Source organism: Pontibacter rugosus, assembly GCF_042678745.1.
GTDB lineage: Bacteria > Bacteroidota > Bacteroidia > Cytophagales > Hymenobacteraceae > Pontibacter > Pontibacter rugosus.
Window position 1 is genome coordinate 1 of record NZ_JBHTLD010000077.1, and the last position, 20,278, is coordinate 20,278.

The 20,278-nt window shown below is 47.2% G+C and carries 9 protein-coding genes; 7 read left to right on the forward strand and 2 right to left on the reverse strand.

The genetic code is table 11. From position 1 onward, the window contains the following. Positions 1-127 precede the first annotated feature (127 nt). From ACFQ2O_RS10115 to ACFQ2O_RS10125, 3 genes are all read left to right on the forward strand, one after another. Positions 128-1,324 (forward strand): aspartate aminotransferase family protein, encoded by a 1,197-nt coding sequence (locus ACFQ2O_RS10115; protein ID WP_377526761.1) that lies wholly within the window; start codon positions 128-130, stop codon positions 1,322-1,324. A 377-nt stretch (positions 1,325-1,701) separates the two neighbouring features. Further along, positions 1,702-3,459, forward strand: a complete 1,758-nt coding sequence (locus ACFQ2O_RS10120; RefSeq protein ID WP_377526737.1) for an SLC13 family permease — start codon at positions 1,702-1,704, stop codon at positions 3,457-3,459. A gap of 49 nt (positions 3,460-3,508) precedes the next feature. Further along, on the forward strand, positions 3,509-4,135 hold the full coding sequence (locus ACFQ2O_RS10125) for a hypothetical protein (RefSeq protein ID WP_377526740.1): 627 nt from the start codon (positions 3,509-3,511) through the stop codon (positions 4,133-4,135). A gap of 194 nt (positions 4,136-4,329) precedes the next feature. On the opposite strand, the gene ACFQ2O_RS10130 is transcribed toward ACFQ2O_RS10125, so the two are convergent. Continuing rightward, positions 4,330-4,755 carry a TerB family tellurite resistance protein gene (locus ACFQ2O_RS10130; protein ID WP_377526744.1) on the reverse strand — a complete coding sequence of 142 codons (426 nt, stop codon included), beginning with the start codon at positions 4,753-4,755 and terminating at the stop codon, positions 4,330-4,332. Between the two features lie 322 nt (positions 4,756-5,077). Here ACFQ2O_RS10130 and pfkA point away from each other — a divergent pair, with 322 nt between their 5' ends. From pfkA to tamL, 3 genes are all read left to right on the forward strand, one after another. Then, complete coding sequence (gene pfkA / locus ACFQ2O_RS10135) at positions 5,078-6,049, forward strand: 6-phosphofructokinase (protein WP_377526748.1); 972 nt, start codon at positions 5,078-5,080, stop codon at positions 6,047-6,049. Positions 6,050-6,238: 189 nt separating this feature from the next. Then, the gene (locus ACFQ2O_RS10140; protein WP_377526764.1) at positions 6,239-11,323 is read left to right on the forward strand and encodes a translocation/assembly module TamB domain-containing protein; all 5,085 of its coding nucleotides are present in this window, start codon (positions 6,239-6,241) and stop codon (positions 11,321-11,323) included. A 3-nt stretch (positions 11,324-11,326) separates the two neighbouring features. After that, a complete protein-coding gene (tamL, locus tag ACFQ2O_RS10145) occupies positions 11,327-13,708 on the forward strand; it encodes a translocation and assembly module lipoprotein TamL (protein ID WP_377526752.1) in 2,382 nt (793 codons plus the stop codon). Positions 13,709-13,951: 243 nt separating this feature from the next. Here the strand turns inward: tamL and miaA are convergent, their stop codons facing one another. Then, a complete protein-coding gene (gene miaA, locus ACFQ2O_RS10150) occupies positions 13,952-14,863 on the reverse strand; it encodes a tRNA (adenosine(37)-N6)-dimethylallyltransferase MiaA (protein WP_377526755.1) in 912 nt (303 codons plus the stop codon). 228 nt (positions 14,864-15,091) lie between these two features. Between miaA and ACFQ2O_RS10155 the strand changes: the two genes are divergently transcribed. Beyond that, the coding region (locus tag ACFQ2O_RS10155) for a PAS domain S-box protein (protein WP_377526758.1) at positions 15,092-20,278 on the forward strand (5,187 nt) is incomplete at its 3' end.

A 20,278-nucleotide genomic window follows, 5' to 3' on the forward strand; every position in this document is an offset into this window, starting at 1 on the left:
CAATATAATACAGTTTTATAAAAAAGTAAACACTGCTTGTCTTATTCTATTTTATCATTCGCTCTCATGCCTTAGCGCAGCCCACTACGTGCACCTTCTGTATTAAATTATGTACCTTTGCCCTATGATTTCGATGAGGCAATTATTTCTGCAAAATGTGGCGCAGACATCAGACTTTCCGCTGATGATTGAGGTGGAGAAAGCAGAAGGCGTTTATATGTATGGTGCTACTGGTGAGCGCTATTTGGACCTGATTTCAGGTATAGGTGTAAGTAATGTAGGGCATCGACACCCGCGCGTGTTAAAAGCCATACATGAGCAACTGGATAAGTATATGCACCTGATGGTTTATGGCGAATTTGTGCAGGCACCGCAGGCACAATTGGCACAGGCACTAACACAAACGCTGCCTAAACGCCTGAACAATGTATACTTTCTTAACTCTGGCACAGAGGCAGTAGAAGGAGCACTGAAATTAGCCAAACGTTACACAGGCCGCACAGAACTGGTTTCCTGCCGCAATGCCTACCACGGCTCTACGCAGGGTGCTTTATCTGTAAACGGCAGCGAAGGCTTTAAAAATGCTTTCCGCCCGCTGCTGCCAGACGTGCGCCACATACAGTATAACAGTATTCCTGACCTGCAAAGTATAACCAGCCGCACAGCTGCTGTTATCATAGAAACCGTACAGGGCGAAGCTGGTGTGCGTGTTGCAAAAGACGATTACCTGCAGCACCTGCGCCGGCGTTGCACAGAAGTAGGTGCATTGCTGATACTGGACGAAATACAATGTGGTTTTGGCCGCACGGGCACCTTCTGGGCCTTTGAGCAATTTGGCATAGAGCCGGATATTTTACTGTGCGCCAAAGGTATGGGTGGCGGTATGCCTATAGGTGCCTTTATTGCACCGCAGGAGATAATGGCCGCTTTCAAAACAGATCCTATACTTGGCCATTGCACCACATTTGGCGGCCATCCTATTTCTTGTGTCGCTTCGCTGGCTACGCTTCAAACTATTCAGGAAGAACAACTGCTGGAGGGTGTGGCAACAAAAGCGGCTTTGTTCAGAGAGCTGCTGGTGCACCCGCGCATCAAAGAAATCAGAAACTGTGGCCTGATGATGGCGGCAGAGTTCGAGAGCTTCGAGGTGCTGAAGGCTGTGATTGACCAGGCCATCCGAAATGGCGTACTCACCGACTGGTTCCTGTTCTGCGATAACTCCATGCGCATTGCCCCTCCCCTTGTTATTTCAGAAACTGAAATACGCGAGGCCTGTGCCGTTATACTACAGTCTATTGATGAAGCAACTGCTAACCTGAAATAACTTTTTCCTATCTGGTTTTTTTAACGCCAGCTAACTGATTCATACTACAGAGGCGCAACATGTTGCGCCTCTGTTCTTTTCTGAGCAACTCACTGGCACACGCACCCTTTTAGGGCTAGCTTCCTGCCTGCTTAAATCACCTGCTCTTACGTATAAATGCGCAGCACGAATGTCTCTGGTGAGCACGCACATCGCCAGCAACAGCACAAGCAGGTGCTGTTGCATGGGCTTCAAGCTAGTGCAGCTTATATTAAACAGCGTTCAACACAGAGTAGCACAAGTATAGGCTGCTGTGTGTAAAGCAACCGCTGCTTAATTTGTGCGTAAAAGCCGAGGTTGTACTTCATCCTGTAGTACAGATACATCATAAAACCCTTATGGAAATTGCCCTTGTACTAGGCTTGCTGGTCGTCGCGGTGGTGCTGTTTGCCACCGAGAAAATATCTGTGGAGATCGTGACACTCATCATGCTCATCATCCTTACCAGCACCCGCATTATTACGGCAGATGAGGCCTTCGCGGGCTTTAGCAGCGACTTCATTATCATCATTGCTTCTATCTTTATACTTAGTGCCGCCTTGCAGGAAACGGGTATACTTGATTTTGTTGTCTTACGCCTGGTGCGCGTGGCGCATAAAAGCACGAACCTGATGCTGTTTATCGTGATGATGGTGACGGGTGTGGTGTCGGCGTTTATGAACAACACCACAGTTACAGCCATGTTTGTAACGCCGCTGGTAGGCCTGAGCAAGCGTATCAACATCAGCACTTCTAAACTTTTGATGCCTTTAGCGTTTGCGGCTATACTTGGTGGCACCTGCACCCTTATCGGCACTTCCACCAACGTGGCTGTGAGCGGCTATATTGCCAAAACGGGCCTACCTCCCATCGGCCTTTTCGAGATATCTGGCGTGGGCTTTGTTATATTTCTGGTTGGCATTGCCTACATGATGACCATAGGGCAACGCCTTTTGCCGAACCGAGAAGACCAGCAACTGGCTGAAGAATATAAACTGCAAAAGTACCTGACAGAGATAGTGGTACTGGAGGAATCGCCGCTTGTGGGGCAGTTGGTGTTTGCCTCCGACCTCACCTCCCTAAACTTCCGGGTGCTCAACATCATCCGAGGCAAAGACAACTTTCTGCCTGATTTCCGCACCCGCATACATGAAGGAGATGTGTTGCTGGTAGAAGGAGACCTGGACAACCTGATTAAGGTAAAGGAAACGAAGGGCATTAACATCATGGCAGATGTATTACTTGAAAAAGACCTTGTGACGGAGGATATACGTTTGGCGGAGCTGCTCATTATTCGGCAGTCTGACCTGATAAACCGCACCGTGAAGCAGGTTAACTTTTTGCAACGCTACGGCTTGGTAGTGATTGCCATATCCCGGTACGGCGAAACGTTGCGCAGCAAAATAGGCAGTATCCAGTTGCAGCTCGGCGACCTGCTTCTGGTGCAGGGCTCAGCAGAACGATTCGCACAATTAAGAACCTCCAGCAATGTAGCCCTACTGGATGAGTTTGAACCGCTGCTCTTTAAAAAGCGAAAAGGCTTTATTGCCATCGGTAGTTTTCTGGTAGCTATTATTCTAGGCACTACACAGCTGCTGCCGCTTTCCATCGCTTTTCTGCTGGCGGCAATCTGCACCATTCTTTTCCGCTGCATCAACTCAGATAAAGCCTACGCCGCCATCGACTTTAAGCTGCTTATACTTATTGGAGGTATGACGGCTTTTGGAACGGCCATGGAAAAATCCGGTGCAGCCGATTTTCTGGCAACGGGCATTGTAGACCTGCTGGGGCCGGTGGGTAAACTAGGTGTGTTGGCTGGTTTTGTGGTACTCACGGTATTGCTCACACAGCCTATGTCTAACGCAGCAGCGGCCTTGGTTATCGTGCCGGTGGCTTTGCGAACGGCTACGGCCCTTGGCTCAGACCCTCGCGCTTTTGCGATTGCCATTATGCTGGCAGCTTCCGTATCGTTGGTCACTCCTTTCGAGCCAGCCTGTATTCTGGTGTATGGCCCCGGCAAGTATAAATTCTGGGATTTCATTAAAGTAGGTGCCCCGCTTACCTTGCTGCTTATTGCTACAATTCTGATACTGGTACCTGTTTTCTGGCCTATGTAACAGGCAGCACGTATTGCAAGTACTTATAAGTATACCAAACGGTTAAGACATGAAACATTTACGATACCTGGTGCTGTTGCCGCTGTGCTTCTTTGCCTGCTCCCCCGCAAATGAGGAAGTGAAAGATGAGTACGTAGAAACCACCCCACCCTCCGCTGCTCTTGATTCCATCGCTAACGTGCCAAAAGATAATGCAAAGACAAATAAGACCACCGCTACCCCTACCTTGCCGCTGCCACAACCCGTAATGCAGAAGCTGACAGAGCAATATCCGGGTTGGGAAAAGCCTGCTATTGCAGCTTACGCAGAAGCCCGTGCAGAAGCACAAAACGGAAGCGCAGCCATTGCCCGAGGAGATTTCGATGGAGATACCCGGCAAGACGTAGCCCTGCAGTTTCAGTTAGGAGATGATGTGGTGCTGGTGGCGGCCCTGCAAAAAGAGGACGGTAATTATGTGCTGGAAGAGCTTAACCGGGATATCTTGTTTAATGAGCGCGGAAAGCTAAAAAGCCTGTACTACCTTTTTACACAAGACGGAGGAGATAACATTTTCAACACAGCAACCAGCCAGGAAATAGAGCTGCCTCACGATGCGGTTTCAGTGGGGTTAGAAAACAGCCTGGTAACCTATCTCTATCAGAACGGAGGCTTTGAGAAAATTAATGTACAGGACTAAGCTGTTTTAAATAAACCAGCCTCTTTTATGGCTACCAAAGTGGTACAGCCATAAAAGAGGCTTCAGCATTTTAATGCGGCAAATCAAGCAAACGCTATACTTGATACACCTAGAATTTACTGTTTGAACAAGCGTCAGGAGGTAGAACCGATGTCTGTTCCAATAATGGCATAGCTCTCTTGCACCACAATTGCTTAATTCAAAAACGACTGTGCTTCGCGCTTGATGTTGTCCCGCGTTTGCCCATCTTTCACACCCATAGATATTTTTCGGACCAACACCCCCACAATCGACTTCTTGAAACCGAGCTTAGCAGCCATGTTAATGCAGAAGTTCATCTCATTTTCGTCTACAATGCCGTCTGCCAGCATCATTTCAACCAGATCGTAAATCTGATCAAAGCGTTCAGAATCGTTGGTGGGTAACTGAGGATCAACATTTTTGACGCTGGAAATAAGGTCCTTCACTTCGCTTGCCTTCATGCCATGCTTTTTACCGATGGCTACTATAAAGTTTACCTCCGAAGGATCTAAGTGACCATCTATTCTTGCCAGTGCGCCAAGATTTGTAATGTGGCTCTTTAATCTTTTTGTTTCTTCGCTCTCAAAAAAACCGAACATACGTTGCCTGAATAGGTTAAATTACTTTACTTGAACTTTCAAATCGTGCTGAAACAGCTATAAGCCTGCTTAGCAGAAAACATTCTGCCTATTAATAGGGGTAAAAGCCCTATTTAACAGCTAGGTAAGTAGTAACTAGAAGCAGAGATGTAAATTAACATACGATTTTCCATATTTTAGGTCGTAAATTAAGACGCATTTTATTTTTAGGCCGCAACCAGGCGTAGCTGAAGCAGGCATTTATGACTTGTTAAAGATAAGTTAATATCTGTTTTCAGCAATTTTAAGTAATTATACCTCATCTAAAAGACATAACAACACCATGAAGAGAATTGGAGTTTTTACTTCGGGCGGCGACTCACCAGGCATGAACGCATGTATCAGAGCTGTAGTAAGGGCGGCTGTTTATCATGGTATAGAAGTATACGGTATCCATCGTGGCTACAAAGGCATGGTCAAAGGCGAAATCTACAAGATGGATTCGCACTCGGTAAGCAATATTATTCAGAAAGGCGGCACTATTTTACGCTCTGCCCGCAGCCGTGAGTTTATGACTCCGGAAGGACGTAAATTAGCTTACGAGCAACTACAGGAGCATGGCATTGAAGGCCTGATAGCCATCGGCGGCGACGGCACTTTTACAGGTGCCAACATATTCTTTGAAGAGTATGGCATTCCTACTGTGGGCGCACCAGGCACTATTGATAACGACCTATACGGCACAGACTATACCATTGGCTACGATACTGCTGTAAACACGGCACTAGACGCTATTGACAAAATACGCGACACGGCAGACAGCCACGACCGTGTTTTCTTTATAGAGGTGATGGGCCGTGACTCCGGCTATATAGCAATACCTTGTGCTATTGGAGGTGGCGCCGAAATAGTGATGATACCAGAAACCGAGACAAGTATAGATTATGTGGTAGATACGCTGCGCACTGGCTGGAACCGTTCTAAAACATCTTTTATCGTGATAGTGGCAGAAGGCGACGACGCAGGAAATGCCACAGAAGTAGCGGCAAAGGTACAGCAGGAACTGCCACACATGGATGCCCGTGTCACCATACTTGGACATGTGCAGCGTGGAGGCTCCCCTACCGCTGCCGACCGCATGCTGGCCAGCCAAATGGGCGTAGCCTGCGTGGAGGGCCTGCTACAGGGCCGCAAGTGTGAGATGGCAGGCATCATCAACAAAGAGCTGGTGTATACTCCTTTTATCGACACCATTACAAAAGACAAGCTTATTAATCCGCAGTATGTAAGGCTGGTTGATATCCTTTCTGTTTAAGAATTAATGGCACTTTAAAACCCGGCCCGTCCCAAAGTTTATACTAAGGGCGGGCCGCTTTATTTTAAATAATGACGCATACCTTTTTGTAATAAAGTGTTTTATCTATCCATATTCGCACATTTCCGTAAAGCAATAGCACGAACCTAAATCAATACTGCTATCGCTTCTGCAAAACATATCGGAAAAATTGCCCTTAAGATTATACTTTGGCCTTTAGCCATAGTAGTCGGGCTGCTTATACTTATCATTATTGCACTTCAGTTTCAGGGGGTACAGAACTACTTAGCCAAACAAGGAGAGAGTTACTTAGAGAACACGCTTGGCACGCAAGTAAACATTGGCGGCTTTACCACCGATTGGCGCAATGTGCTTGTACTAAAGGATGTATATGTCGAAGACCAGCAGCAGGACACCCTCTGGTACTCTGAACGTTTAGGTGTAGACATGGCCATCCTTTCCCTGATTAAAGGAGAGGTTAACATCAGCAAAGTAGATTTAGATAACGCCACCCTTAAGCTGCAAATACGCGAAGACAGCACCACCAACTTCGACTTTATCACCGAGGCTTTTGCCTCCGATACAGCTGCTGCACAGCCAGCCGACACGGCCTCGTCTGCCATGCAAATCTCACTGGGCATTGTAAATTTCAACAATGTATATGTTGTGTTTGAGGATGAGCTGGGGGGTAATTATATCAAAACACGTATCGGGGAGTTTACAACTGTCATGGAGGAGCTTAACCTGGAGCAGCAGCGCTACTTGGTAGATGAGGTTGAGCTGGCCAACACCTGGGTAGACTATAAACAGACGAAGCTCCCTGACACCGACACCACCACCTCAGAACCACTAGAGCTGGATTTTGGACTAAACAGGCTCGCACTCCAAAACATAAGGGTCAGTTTTATCAGCTATCCCTCCAACCAAAGTATAGAGTTAGCCCTTGGAGAGTCAGAATTACTGGCTGATAACATCAATTTGAAAGATGCGCGTGTAGATCTGGAAAGCTTTATGCTGCGCGATACCGACCTGAAGTATGTACAGAAGAAGTATAAGCCTGCCGACTCGCTTGCAGTAAACCCTGAAAGAACGGTAAAAGAGTTAGACAAATCTGTAGAAGAGACAGCTGGCCAGCCCATGAATTGGGTAATTACCTTAGGAGAGTTTGACCTTTCCAACTTTGATGTAGCCTACGATAACTTCGATGTTCCCAAGCAGGCAAAGGGTATGGACTACAACCACCTGAAGTTCCTGGATGTTAAGCTCGAAGCCAAGGATTTGCTGTACAGCCTGAACCGCATCCGGGTAGACCTGAACCAACTGACTTTGCAAGAGCAAAGCGGGTTTAAAATCACTAATTTTAACGCCGGGATAGTAGTCGATTCCACCAGCGCCAGCCTTTCCAACCTGGATCTCAAAACAGGCAACAGCCACCTGCAGAACGATCTGAAAATGACGTATCCTTCTTTAGAGGCGATAACCGAAAACCCGTCTAAGGTTGGGCTGACACTTGACATCAACAACAGCTATATAGGCATGCAGGATGTCCAGTACTTGGCACCTGATTTAACGGCTAACCCTTCTTTCAGAAGTATAGCGAATGAAACCATAAAGTTAGAAGCTGAAGCAGAGGGGCAGCTGGATAACCTGCGTATCAACAACCTGCAGTTAGCTGGACTCAGAAACACCAATGTAGACGTAAGCGGTTTGGTGCGGAACGCCATGGACCCCGATAACCTGTACCTGGACCTGGACATAGATCGCTTTACCACCACGCGCACCGATATACTTGCCCTTACCCCGGCCGGCACCATTCCTCCTGATTTCAGGTTGCCGGGCCAGATAAGTATGCAAGGCAACTTTAAAGGCTCCCTAACAGCTTTTGACGCGACAGCAGATCTCCGCAGTTCGTTTGGAAATGTAGAAGCCGTAGTAGACATGGGTGCCAATGAAAGCTTCACGGCCACTGTCAGATCCGGTGGTTTTGACCTGGGCCAACTGTTTGTGGATAGCCTAGGCTTGGGCAAAGTGGCACTAGTGGCTAAGGCAAGCGGCACCGGACTTACACCGGAAACCATGCGCGCTAACATACAGGCAGACGTAAAGCGCTTCGACTACAACAGCTATACTTATAATGATATAGATCTATCTGCGCACATAGACCGCAGCCTTTACTCAGTAAAAGCAACCGCTGAAGATCAGAACCTGGCCTTTGACCTGACAGGTGATTTTAACCTGCGCGATGCACAACAACCGGCCTACGATTTTACCCTTGCCTTACAAAAAGCAGACCTACAGGCCCTGAACTTTTACCCGGAGCCACTGGCAGTGCAAGGGCAGATAAAAGGAAATTTCACAGGTGCCGATGCCAGCACCATCAGCGGCCGATTGATAGCCAACGAACTGGTGGTAAGCCACAACAAAGCTACCTACCCCGTAGATTCTTTGGTGATGACACTGGAGCAGCAGGGTGAAACAGCCGAGATCTTAGTACAGTCTGATATAGTAGATGCCGAGATGAGCTTTCAGAACTCGCTGGCCACCTTACCTACGGCACTGCAGAAACATTTTTCCAATTACTTTGATTTGCAGCCAGACCCTCCTTACCCGGCTAACCTGAACCTGGAAGACTTTACGGCTACCATAGACCTGAAACAGACAGGCTTGATACAGTCTTTTGTGCCGGGGCTAGACCAATTGCAACCTGCTTCACCTATCACGGCTTCGTACAACGGCGAAACCCAGCAACTGCGGGTAGACGGGCAAATCAACAAAGTAGTATACACAGATTATACGCTGCAAAATATTGGCCTGCAGGTAAGAGGAAACAGAGAAGAACTTGCCTATAACGTAAACCTACAACAGCTGTTATCTCCCTCTTTGAACGCGAAAAACATAAGTATAGAAGGTGCCGCACGAGACAATGAGCTGGCGGTGAAACTGGCCATAGCCGGAGACACTGCCGATGCTGATCGTTTTGTGTTCGGAGGAATCTTAAACAGCCTGGGCACCGGCTACCGCTTCGCTATCAACCCTGATCAATTGGTCATTAACGGTGACAACTGGAATGTGCCCCAGGACAACTACTTGCAATTTGACACCGACTTCATTTATGCCAGTAATGTAAGGCTACAGTATGATGATCAGGCAATCGCACTGAACAGTACTGGCCCCGTATCTCCAAGTGCTCCACTAAACGTAGCTTTTGAAAATGTAAGTATAGCCTATCTGATGCATACTATCCAGGATCAGGATAGTTTGATAGCTGGTGTGATAAACGGGGAAGCAACACTCAATAATATACTGGGTGATAACCTCTCGTTTACCTCAGACCTAACCGTTACAGACTTTTTATATGAGGGCGTATCTGTAGGTGACCTGGCGCTGGAAGCCAGCAGCGCAGGCAGCAACCGCTTTAACATCGATGCTAAACTAACTGATAACGGTAACCAGGTACTGGTAAACGGCTTTGTGGAAACACAGCCAAACGCAACACTCCTGAACCTGGAGGCCAACGTCGCCAGCCTTAACATGGCCTCGCTCGCAGGTTTTACCGCAGGCATGGTAGAGCAACTCGATGGAACTGCCCGTGGCAAGCTTCGCATTACGGGTACAGTAGCACAACCTAATATTACCGGAGAACTTAACTTTGATCAGGCACAGTTTAACATCACTATGTTCGGCTCTCTGTTTACGTTAGAAGATGAGCGCCTGGTGTTCAACGAGCAGGGTATTCAGTTCCCTAACTTCACCATCACCGACACCCTGGGAAACAACCTGGTGGTGGATGGCATGATCCAGACAGAGACTTATACAGACTTTAAGTTTAACCTGGGCGTAGAAACAGACCGGTTCCTGGCACTAAACTCTACTGCTCAGAATAACGACCTGTTCTACGGAACGCTCTTTGTAGCTGCCGATGCCACCATTACCGGAGACATGGCGCAGCCCGTGGTAAAGGTAGATGTACGTGTGCTGGATGGCTCTGACTTCACCACGGTTATACCTGCCGAATCTGTTGGGGCGGCCGAGCGGGAAGGTATTGTAGAGTTTGTGAACCTGGGGCCTGAACTAGACCGGATCATCAGCAGACCTGACCAGGATACAACCGAAGTGACCGGCTTTGTAGGTGCAGATGTAGAGGCTGAAATAAGAGTAACCGACACCACCCCTATAACCATTGTGATTGACCCTACCACTGGCGACAATTTAGTGGTTCGAGGTTCTGCAGACCCATTATATATAGGCATGCGCCCCAGCGGCGAAATCAACATGAGTGGCCGCTATACTATTACAAGTGGTCGCTATAGTATGGACTTCTATGATTTAGCCTCCAGAGAGCTGGATATTTCAGAAGGCAGCTATATCAGCTGGTCAGGAGACCCTTTGCAGGCTACCATGGATATCACAGCCATTTACAACGTAGAAACTGCTCCACAGGAATTAGTTGCCTCTCAGGTTGCAGGTGTACAAGACGCAGCCCTAAAGAACCAGGTAGACTTTCAGGTACTCGTAAAGGTAACGGGAGACTTACTTACCCCGGAGATTGGCTTTGATGTGCAATTAGCGGAAGGAGAAGAAGGAAACGTGCCGGACCAGGTAGTAACCAGCCTCGGAAACCTGAGGCAGGACGAATCAGAACTGAACAAACAGGTCTTCGCACTGCTGGTACTGAACCGCTTTCTGGCACCAGACCCTCTTGCCAGCTCTGGTGGAGGCTTTGAGTCCTCTGCCCGAAACAGTTTGAGCGGTGTGCTAACAGATCAGCTAAACTCTCTCACGAACCGCTATGCAGGTGGTCTGGGTCTGGAACTGGGCGTTGACTCTTACCAGGATTACTCTTCTGGTTCTTCGCAGGGAAGAACAGACCTGAATGTTGCCCTGCGCCAGCAATTCCTGAACGACCGACTTACGGTGCGTGTAGGTACCGATATAGGTCTGGAAGGCGGCGGCCAGTCAAATCAAACTATGAGCGGCTTTGGCGGGGATATTTCTGTTGAGTATTCCATCACAGAGGATGGCCGCCTGCGGGTGCGTGGGTTCCAGCGCAACCAATACGAAGGCGTACTGGAGGGAGGCGATGTGCGGGCTACAGGAGCATCCCTGATATATGTGCGGGAATACAATAATTTCTCAGACCTGTTCCGCAGCCTGGAAGCCGTACAGCGCAAACAAGAAGAGCGTAAGCAGCAGGAGGCTGCATTGACCCGCAAGGAGCAGCAGAAAATAAAAGAAGAAGAAAAAGAACTCAAAGAAGAGGGTATCGAACAATAATCTATGTTAAGCACTAAGTCTCTGATAAACCTGAAAGGCACCTACGTTCTGCCACTCATGCTGGTATTTTTACTCTCCTCTGGTTGTAGTGTAACCAAAGTAGTGCCCGAAGGAGAAGCCCTGTTTTGGGGATATGATGTAGCCGTGAAAGGCGAAAAGGACAGCAGTAAGCGCTCTGCCGACCTGGAAACGGAATTGAGCCAGACCATACAGCCTGACCCCAATGCATCTATACTTGGCCTACGCCCGAAGCTGGCTATTTACAATGCCTTTTATACTGAAAAAGAAAAAGGACTCAAGCACTGGATCATGACTACGATAGGAGAGCCTCCCGTTTTATTTTCGGAACTCGATACTGGCAGCGTGAGCCAGGTGATGCGCAACCGACTGCACAACAGAGGCTATTTTAACAACACAGTAGGAAGCACAGCCGAAGTCAAAAACAAAAAAGCTACTGTTAGCTGGACGGCAAAAGTAGGCGAGCCTTACCGCTTGCGGAAAATTGAGTATACGCTAAACGACTCACTGCAAGTGCACCGGGACATTCAACGGACAAAGAACGAATCGCTGTTACAGCCAGGCGAGCCTTATGACCTGAGCACCATGTCGGCGGAACGCGTACGTATAGATGGCACTTTGAAAAATGCAGGCTACTATTTTTTTAGTCCGGAGTTGTTAATCTACAGTGCCGATACTACCGTGGGTGACAGACAGGTGGATGTGCTGTTGCGTGTTAAAAATGCTGCTGCAGCCAGAGCGCTTCAACCATTTAAAATGGATGATATATTCATATTTGCCAACTACTCTGTAGGCGATAGCCTTGCCACAAACGATACTATAGATTTTAGAGGCTATCACTATATCCCGAACGAAAATTATGTACGGGCAAAGCATCTGCTACGTGGTGTTTTCCTGGAGCAGGATAGCCTGTATACCAGAGAAGAGCACCTGCTCACCACCAAAAGACTCAATGCTTTTCCGGCGTATAAATTTGTGAACATAGAATATGAGGTAGATACCACTAAAAGCGATGCGCTGGATGCGTTTATTTACCTGACACCTTCTTTGAAAAAATCACTGCGGGCGGAGGCACAGATGGTGAACAAGTCGAATGGCTTTGCAGGCCCCGGCATCAACATCTCTTTCCAGAATAAAAACGCCTTCAAGGGATCTGAGCTGCTAAACGTAGAGCTATCCGGCACTTTTGAGTCTTATGTAGGCGGCAGAGGCAGTGGCGATGTGCCAGAAGGTGTAGAGCAGGAAGGCAACCCGAACTTAACTTCTTACGAAATCAGCGCCAAAGCATCCCTGACTATACCTCGTATTTTATCACCTTTTAAAATACGTAACCTGCGGACAGAATTTGCCCCTCAAACCCGCATTGGAGCAGGGTTTAGCTTCCTGAACCGTGTTGGCTTCTTCCAGATGAATTCTTACAGCGCCACGTACGGCTATAACTATCGCCCAACGCAGACACTTACACTTGATGTAACTCCAATTAACTTACAGTATGTGCGCTTGAGCAATACATCAGACTCTTTTACCACCCTTCTGGAAAAAAACCCATACTTGCGCCGCAGCTTTGAGAATCAATTTATCATTGGCTCTATTTATCAGCTTACCTACAGCACCCAGATTTACGAAGACCGCACCCACCAGTTCTTCGATCGAGTAACGCTAGATTTATCGGGTAACCTTATTAATGGGATTCAATCACTTGGCGGCTCGCCGTCTCCAACAGAAGATTTCCCCCGCACCATTGCAGGAAACAGGTTTTCGCAGTATGTGTTGCTTGACAATGATTTCAGGCATTACCTGAACATCGGTAAAGAAAGCCAACTGGTTACGCGCTTGGTAACAGGTGCTGGCTATGCGTATGGTAATGCTACCACACTGCCTTATGTAAAACAGTTTTCGGTAGGTGGACCAAACAGCATCCGGGCTTTTAGGGCACGCAGTATAGGGCCAGGCACTTTCACACCCGAAGACCCCAATGATTCTTTTTCTTTCTTCGACCAGGTGGGCGACATCAGGTTAGTAGGTAATGTAGAGTATCGTTTTCCAATTGTAGGATTCTTTAAAGGAGCCGTTTTTTTGGATGCAGGTAATATCTGGACCTTCCGTGAAGAATTCAAGGAAGACGGCACCCCTGCACGTCCAGGCAGTGTGTTTAACTCCAGCAACTTCCTGAACGAACTTGCCATAGGCACCGGCTTTGGCCTGCGGGTTGACGTTGAGTTCTTCGTTCTTCGCTTTGACTTTGGTATACCTGTCCGTAACCCATCTATGCCTGAAGGTGAGCGAAACGTATTCAACAAGTTTAACGGCAGTTTTGGAGGTGATAACGGGATGGTACTGAATATTGCAATCGGATATCCATTCTAATTCTGAATAACTGATTTTTGAATAACTGAATAAGTTTATTCTTACTGTTCTTTAGCTTCAAAGTAGAACATATTGATACTTTATACCTGCAAGCAAAATCCAATAGAAAGAAACTTTGCAAAGAGGTCATAGTACTTAATATCATCCAAAATCGTGAAGCCAAGGCCTTTTACAAGCCTTGGCTTCACGATTTTGAATGCTACTTGAACAGGCAACAAAGCGCCTACTCCACCATCAGTCATTTCAAGTTAAGCTCTCATCAATAAAGGCAGTAATCTCCTGCCACTGCTGCGGCTCAAACCAGGTATACTCATCCGGGTTCTTTTTAAACCACGTAAGTTGGCGTTTGGCATAACGGCGGCTGTTGCGCTTTAACAAACGAACGGCTTCGCTCCAATCATACTTGCCTTCCAGGTAATCGAAAATTTCTTTATAGCCCACTGTCTGTAGCGCGTTATGATCCCGGTATGGGTATAATGCCTTTGCCTCCTCTAGTAGCCCTTGCTGCAGCATAAGGTCCATACGCTGGTCTATGCGGCTATAAAGCACTGCTCGGTCGCGGTTCAAACCGATGGGGATGATGTTAAACTCACGCTGCTGCTTTTCGCTGCGCCTAAAAGAGGAGTAAGGCATGGTGCTGCTCAGGCATACTTCCAGCGCCCGTATAATGCGCTGTGGGTTCGCTTTATCTACTTCTGCAAAGTATAAAGGGTCGAGCTTCTGTAGCTGGCCCAGCAAAGGCTCTAGTCCTTTTTCTTCGTACTGCCGTGTCAGCTCTTCTCTGATTGCCGGGTCTGTCTCAGGCATAGCATCCATTCCCTCCAGCACGGCCCGCACATAAAGCCCGGAGCCCCCTGTCAGGATGACAACATCTTTTTCTTTGAAAAGCTTTTCCAGCAAAGCTAACACATCCTGCTCGAACGCACCTGCGTTATAGTCGGCTGCTATTGTATGAGAATCTACAAAGTGATGTGGCACCCCCTGCTGCTCTGCTACTGTTGGCTTGGCGGTGCCAACAGTCATTTCCTTGAAAAACTGGCGAGAATCAGCCGAGATAATTTCTGTTTTATAATGCTTGGCCAGTTGCACACACAAATCTGTTTTGCCTACAGCTGTAGGCCCCACCACCACCACCAGGTGCTTTTGAGTATTCATACAATTTTTAATTAAATCAAAAAAAGGCACATCTGCCCTATAAACGCTTATGTTACCATGCCCTGGCCGCACCTTGCCTTTACAAAGTTAATATTTTGTGTATTAGGCGCTGGGCGATAGAGTTAAATGTAAATTTTTGCTAAATTATCGCTAAATTCATAAAAATTGCAGCGGAGTAGTAACCAGCTTTTTTTAAAGGGTTCGCTCCCATACTTTTAGCAGCTAAAAATGCCTTATATACCTAATCGTCCTGCTGACGATAAAACTACACAGTTAGCTTCTGCCCTGCTGCAGGTTCTGGCTCAGTTGGCCAAACCTACGCATGGCGTGGTAGTGGCGCTGCCCACCGGCAAGGTACTTGCAGCAAATGCCCAGACGATAAATTACAAGGCGGCGGATTCTGATTTCCAGGCCACGCGCCACTTGCGTAGCCTGTTTAACATTTCTTCGGAGCAGTTTCTGGAATTGGCAGGCGAGCTACGGCAACATCATAAGCTTACGGGCATGATAAGGCAGCACAACGCTGACACCTGCGATACGGCTACCTACAGTTGCCGGATAGTACACTTTCAGGAAGAAACCTTTATATGCGTAGAGCTTGCAAGTGTAGGTCAGCCTACGGCACTGCTCCCCTACGATGGTGATAGTTACCACAGTGTGTTTGAGGAGGGCTCGGAAGCTATGTTTCTGTTGGATTGCAGCGGAAGTGTGATTGATATCAACCGGGCAGCTATGCACCTGGTGAATCTTGAAAAAGATGAACTGATAGGCAGCCCTATATCCCGTTCGCTCAGGTTAAACCTGTTTGAGCGTTTGGCGCTACGAGGCCAGGTAGACCAGGCTTTTGCAGGCGGCAAGCAAAAATTTGAATGGTGGCTACACGAAAATAACAACGAACTGCTGCCCGTTGAGATTACGCTTCTGAAAGGTAAGTTCAAGGGCGACGATGTGTTATACGGCTCTATCAAGAACCTGAACGACGTGATAGACACAGAGCAGGATATCCGTTTCCGAAACCATCAGTTAGAATTCGTGAATCAGCTTATTACAAAGCTAACATCCTCTGATAGCCAGCATGACGTGTTGCACAGCACCCTGGATGAGTTGCTGCAGCGAAGCGATGTTACCGGAGGCTGTGTGTATAGCTATGATAGATTTGAACAAAAGACAACCCTATCTTATTCGGCAGGTGTAGTAGCTGAGCCAAAGCTGCAGGATACCGTGGATATTAGTCCTGAGCTAATTTACCAGCTTACCAGTAATGATAAGCGTACGGCACTGCTGCGCTTACAGGAGTACCTGCAAATACAACTGAAACGCTCCCTTACGGTAGTACCCATCACCACTGAAAAGGATGTGCTGGCCCTTATACTTATCTGGCCTGGTAGTGATGCCCGCACTAATCAGTCGTCCGTTGCGCTCCTTGATTTTATTGGCACTGCTATTGGCAACTACATTTCACGCCACCAACTGCAGCAGCAGCTCACCAATACCGAAGACAAGTATAAATTACTGTTTGAAGCCTCTTATGATGCCATACTTTTGTTTAAGAATGGCACTGTAGTAGAATGTAATGATAAAGCAATCGAGTTTTTCAGGTGCACACGCGAAGATCTGATCGGAAAATCTCCCGATTTCTACTCACCTGATGTTCAACCTGACGGACAACCATCAGATGACAAAGCCAGTCTGATCATGCGGGAGGTAATTTCCACTGGCCGCTCCATTACCATAGAATGGAAGAACCGTCGCAAAGACGGGACTCTTTTTGATGCAGAACTAACCATCAATCGCCTTATACTTGACGGAGAGTTTTACATACAGGTATTTAAGCGCGATATAACACAGCGCAAGCTGGCACAACAGGCACGAAGGCGACAGGAGGTTATGCTGGAGTCTATGGAGCAGTTCCGCAATTTCCTGGATAAGGTAAACCTCATCTATTACAGCCTGGACATAAACGGCAATATTGCCTTTGCTAACGATTATTTTCTGCAGTATGTAGAGTACACCGCTGACGAACTCATCGGGCAAAACTTCTTTGATGTATTGGTTGAGCCGGAGGATAGAGCACAGCGCACACAGGACTTCCACATAGCCCTGGAGACAAAACAGCTAAGCTCCTATTACGAGCGAGATGTAGTTACTAAGTCTGGTCAGCTCAAGACCATTCGCTGGAACTCCATGTTTGAGTATAATTCTGAGGGTCATATTACAGGCCTAACCAGTGTTGGCAAAGACATGACCGACAAGCGCATTGCCATGGAAGCCCTGAAGGACAATAAAATACGCCTGCAGGACCTGTTCGACAACGCCCATGACCTGATTCAGAATATATCAGCTGACAACAAATTTATATTTGTAAACAAAGCCTGGAAAGACCGTTTAGGATACGACGATCAGGATATAGAATCGCTGACACTTAATGATATTGTGCACCCCTACTACAAGGCAAAGCTGATTTACCAGCTGCGAAACCTGTACAAGGGCGAAAATGTGAACAAAATTGAAACGGTGTTTCTGACAAAGGCCGGTAAGCCTGTTCACCTGATTGGCAGTATTACCTGTAGCTGGCAAGACAACAAGCCTGTGGCAACGCGTGCCATTCTGCATGATATTACGGATCGCATCAAGGCAGAGCGCCTGCAGAAAGTATACTACAGCATCGCAAACCTGGCTATCAGTAGCAAAGACCTTAGCTCGCTTTACTCTGCCATACACCGTGAGTTGAGTAAGATCATCGAGACGCGTAATATTTACATCGCCCTTTGCGATGATAGCCACAAGTTTCTGCATTTTGTGTACCTCGTCGATCAGTTTATTGATAAGGCATCAAAGTCGCAGATGAGAAGGCCATTTTCTACTGGCCTTTCAGAATACATTATTGAGTCGGGCAAGCCTTTATACATGCAGAAGAGAGAGCTGCAGGAGCTTGCTGCACGCGAAGGTCTAACTATTTTCGGGGCCATTCCGGAGGTTATACTTTGCTCCCCGCTTGCCATCGGCGATAGGATTATTGGCGTGATCACCCTGCAGGATTACCAAAACCCAGATGCCTATGTGCATACTGACATTGAGATTTTACACTTTATCTCAAACCAGGTAGCCCTTGCTATTGAGCGTAAACAAAACGAAGAGCAAATTAATACGCAGAATGCGCGCCTGAATGCGATCTTCGAAAGTGGCTCTCACCACATGTGGTCGCTTAACCGCAACTACGAGCTTACATCCTTTAACCGCAATTTCGCCTCCTCGTTTGAGGATCGCACTGGTCAGCAACTGGAGCAGTATACCAGGCTTGACGATGAAACAACAGTACATGAGAGCTCCTACGGCTTTTGGGAAGGCAAGTATAAACAAGCATTTACAGGCCACTCGCAGCACTTTGAAATTTATCTGGAGTACTCTGAAACATGGCGTGAAGTATACTTAAACCCAATTTACCTGGACGATGGTTCTTTTGAAGAGATATCAGGCATAGCACTGGATATAACTGATAAGAAAAAATCACAACTGGCATTGGCCGAGAACGAAGAGAAGTTCAGAAGTATTTTTGAATCGTTCCAAGATGTGTATTACCGCACAAGCTTAGATTCTATACTTGAGATTGTGAGCCCGTCCATCTCGCAGCTGTTAGGGTATAACGAACAGGAGGTTTTGGGGCAAAGCACTGTTGTGTTTTTTGTAAACCCTGATGATCGAATGCTTATAAAAGAGCGGGTGTTAGTTGAAAAAAGCCTGCGTGATATTGAGGTGGAGATGGTATGCAAAGATGGCGTTCAGAAAACCATCATGCTGGATGCAAAACTTGTTTTCAATATCCATGGCGAACCAATTGCCTTAGAGGGTGTAGCACGCGACGTATCTGAGCTCAAGCGCACACAGGTTGCTTTATTGCGAGCAAAAGAGGAGGCTGAAAACCTGCTGAAGGTGAAAACCCAGTTCCTGGCCAACATGAGCCACGAGCTGCGCACCCCTATGAATGGTATCATCGGCATGATTGACCTGCTTAGCCAAATAAATGTAGACCCAGAGCAGGGTGAGTACATCGATACGCTTCGTAAATCTTCAGATGCGCTGTTAGCCATCCTAAATGACATCCTGGACCTGAGCAAGATGCAAGCTGGCAAACTTGTTATCCATGAAAGCGGCATAGACCTGCAGGAGACGCTAGATAAAATTCATTCGCTGTTCGTTAATCGGGCACAGCAAAAGGACCTGAACTTTACCTATACTATTGCACCGAACGTACCTCGGCACATTGTTACGGACGAAACACGTCTGCTCCAGATTCTGTCGAACCTGACATCGAACGCTATCAAGTTTACCAATGCAGGTGATGTAAGTATAAATGTGGGTGCAGAGAAACTTACAAGTATAGACTACCGCTTGCACGTAAGAGTGAAAGACTCTGGTATCGGCATTTCTCCCGAAGACCAGCAGTTACTTTTCAACGATTTTATGCAGCTGGACAATTCCTCTACCAAAACTTTTGCAGGTACAGGCTTAGGGCTTGCCATCTCAAGGCAGCTGACACAATTGCTCGGAGGTGATATCGGTGTTGAGTCGGAGCCAGAAACGGGCAGCGTTTTCTGGTTTAACATTCTGGTGCGCCAGGCAAATACAGTTGAAGTAGAAGAGCAACAGCAGCGCCAGTTGCAGCAAAACCAGGAAGTAGCTGTGCTCGATAACAATCCGCATGTTTTGCTGGTTGATGATAATCAGATAAACCAGAAAGTGGCTCTGAAGCTGCTCGAGCGCCTGGGCTGTATTACCGATGTAGCCTCGAATGGATACGAAGCCATAGAGCGGGCTACTTCCAAAGCCTACAATATCATCTTTATGGATATACAGATGCCAGAAATGGATGGTGTTACAGCTACAAAGCATATAAAAGAGCAATTGGGTAAGGAATGCCCTCCTATTGTTGCCATGACTGCCTACTCGATGAAAGACGATGCAGAAAAGTTTATGGGGCAAGGTATGGACGACTATGTGTCGAAACCAGTGAAAAGCTCTGACCTGCACACCATGATCAGCAAATGGCAGCATGAAGGCTGGTACAATACCGAAGAAGTAGCTGCAGCAGTAGAGACAGAAGAAACAGCCGCTATCATTGACCTTTCGGTGGTGGAGCAGCTAAAAGAGATTGGAGGAAATGACTTTGCGAAGCAATTATATGAAGAGTTTGAGGAGGAAGCTGCCGGGCTTATAGAAGAGGCCAAAAAAGAACTTGAATTACAACATTACCAAGGTATTTTAAGTACATTGCATCAACTAAAAGGCACTGGCTTTACATTAGGTATTAATCCGCTCGCTGAACTCGCAAAGCAACTAGAGCACGATATTAAGAAAGACAACTTGGAGCATGTTCTGGAAAACTTCTCCAAATTGCAGGCTCAATACGAAAACTAT

Coding starts and splice junctions, on each gene's coding strand:
- ACFQ2O_RS10120 (WP_377526737.1), top strand. CDS start 1,702: ATGGAAATTGCCCTTGTACTAGGCTTGCTGGTCGTCGCGGTGGTGCTG.
- ACFQ2O_RS10125 (WP_377526740.1), top strand. CDS start 3,509: ATGAAACATTTACGATACCTGGTGCTGTTGCCGCTGTGCTTCTTTGCC.
- ACFQ2O_RS10130 (WP_377526744.1), bottom strand. CDS start 4,755: ATGTTCGGTTTTTTTGAGAGCGAAGAAACAAAAAGATTAAAGAGCCAC.
- pfkA (WP_377526748.1), top strand. CDS start 5,078: ATGAAGAGAATTGGAGTTTTTACTTCGGGCGGCGACTCACCAGGCATG.
- tamL (WP_377526752.1), top strand. CDS start 11,327: ATGTTAAGCACTAAGTCTCTGATAAACCTGAAAGGCACCTACGTTCTG.
- miaA (WP_377526755.1), bottom strand. CDS start 14,863: ATGAATACTCAAAAGCACCTGGTGGTGGTGGTGGGGCCTACAGCTGTA.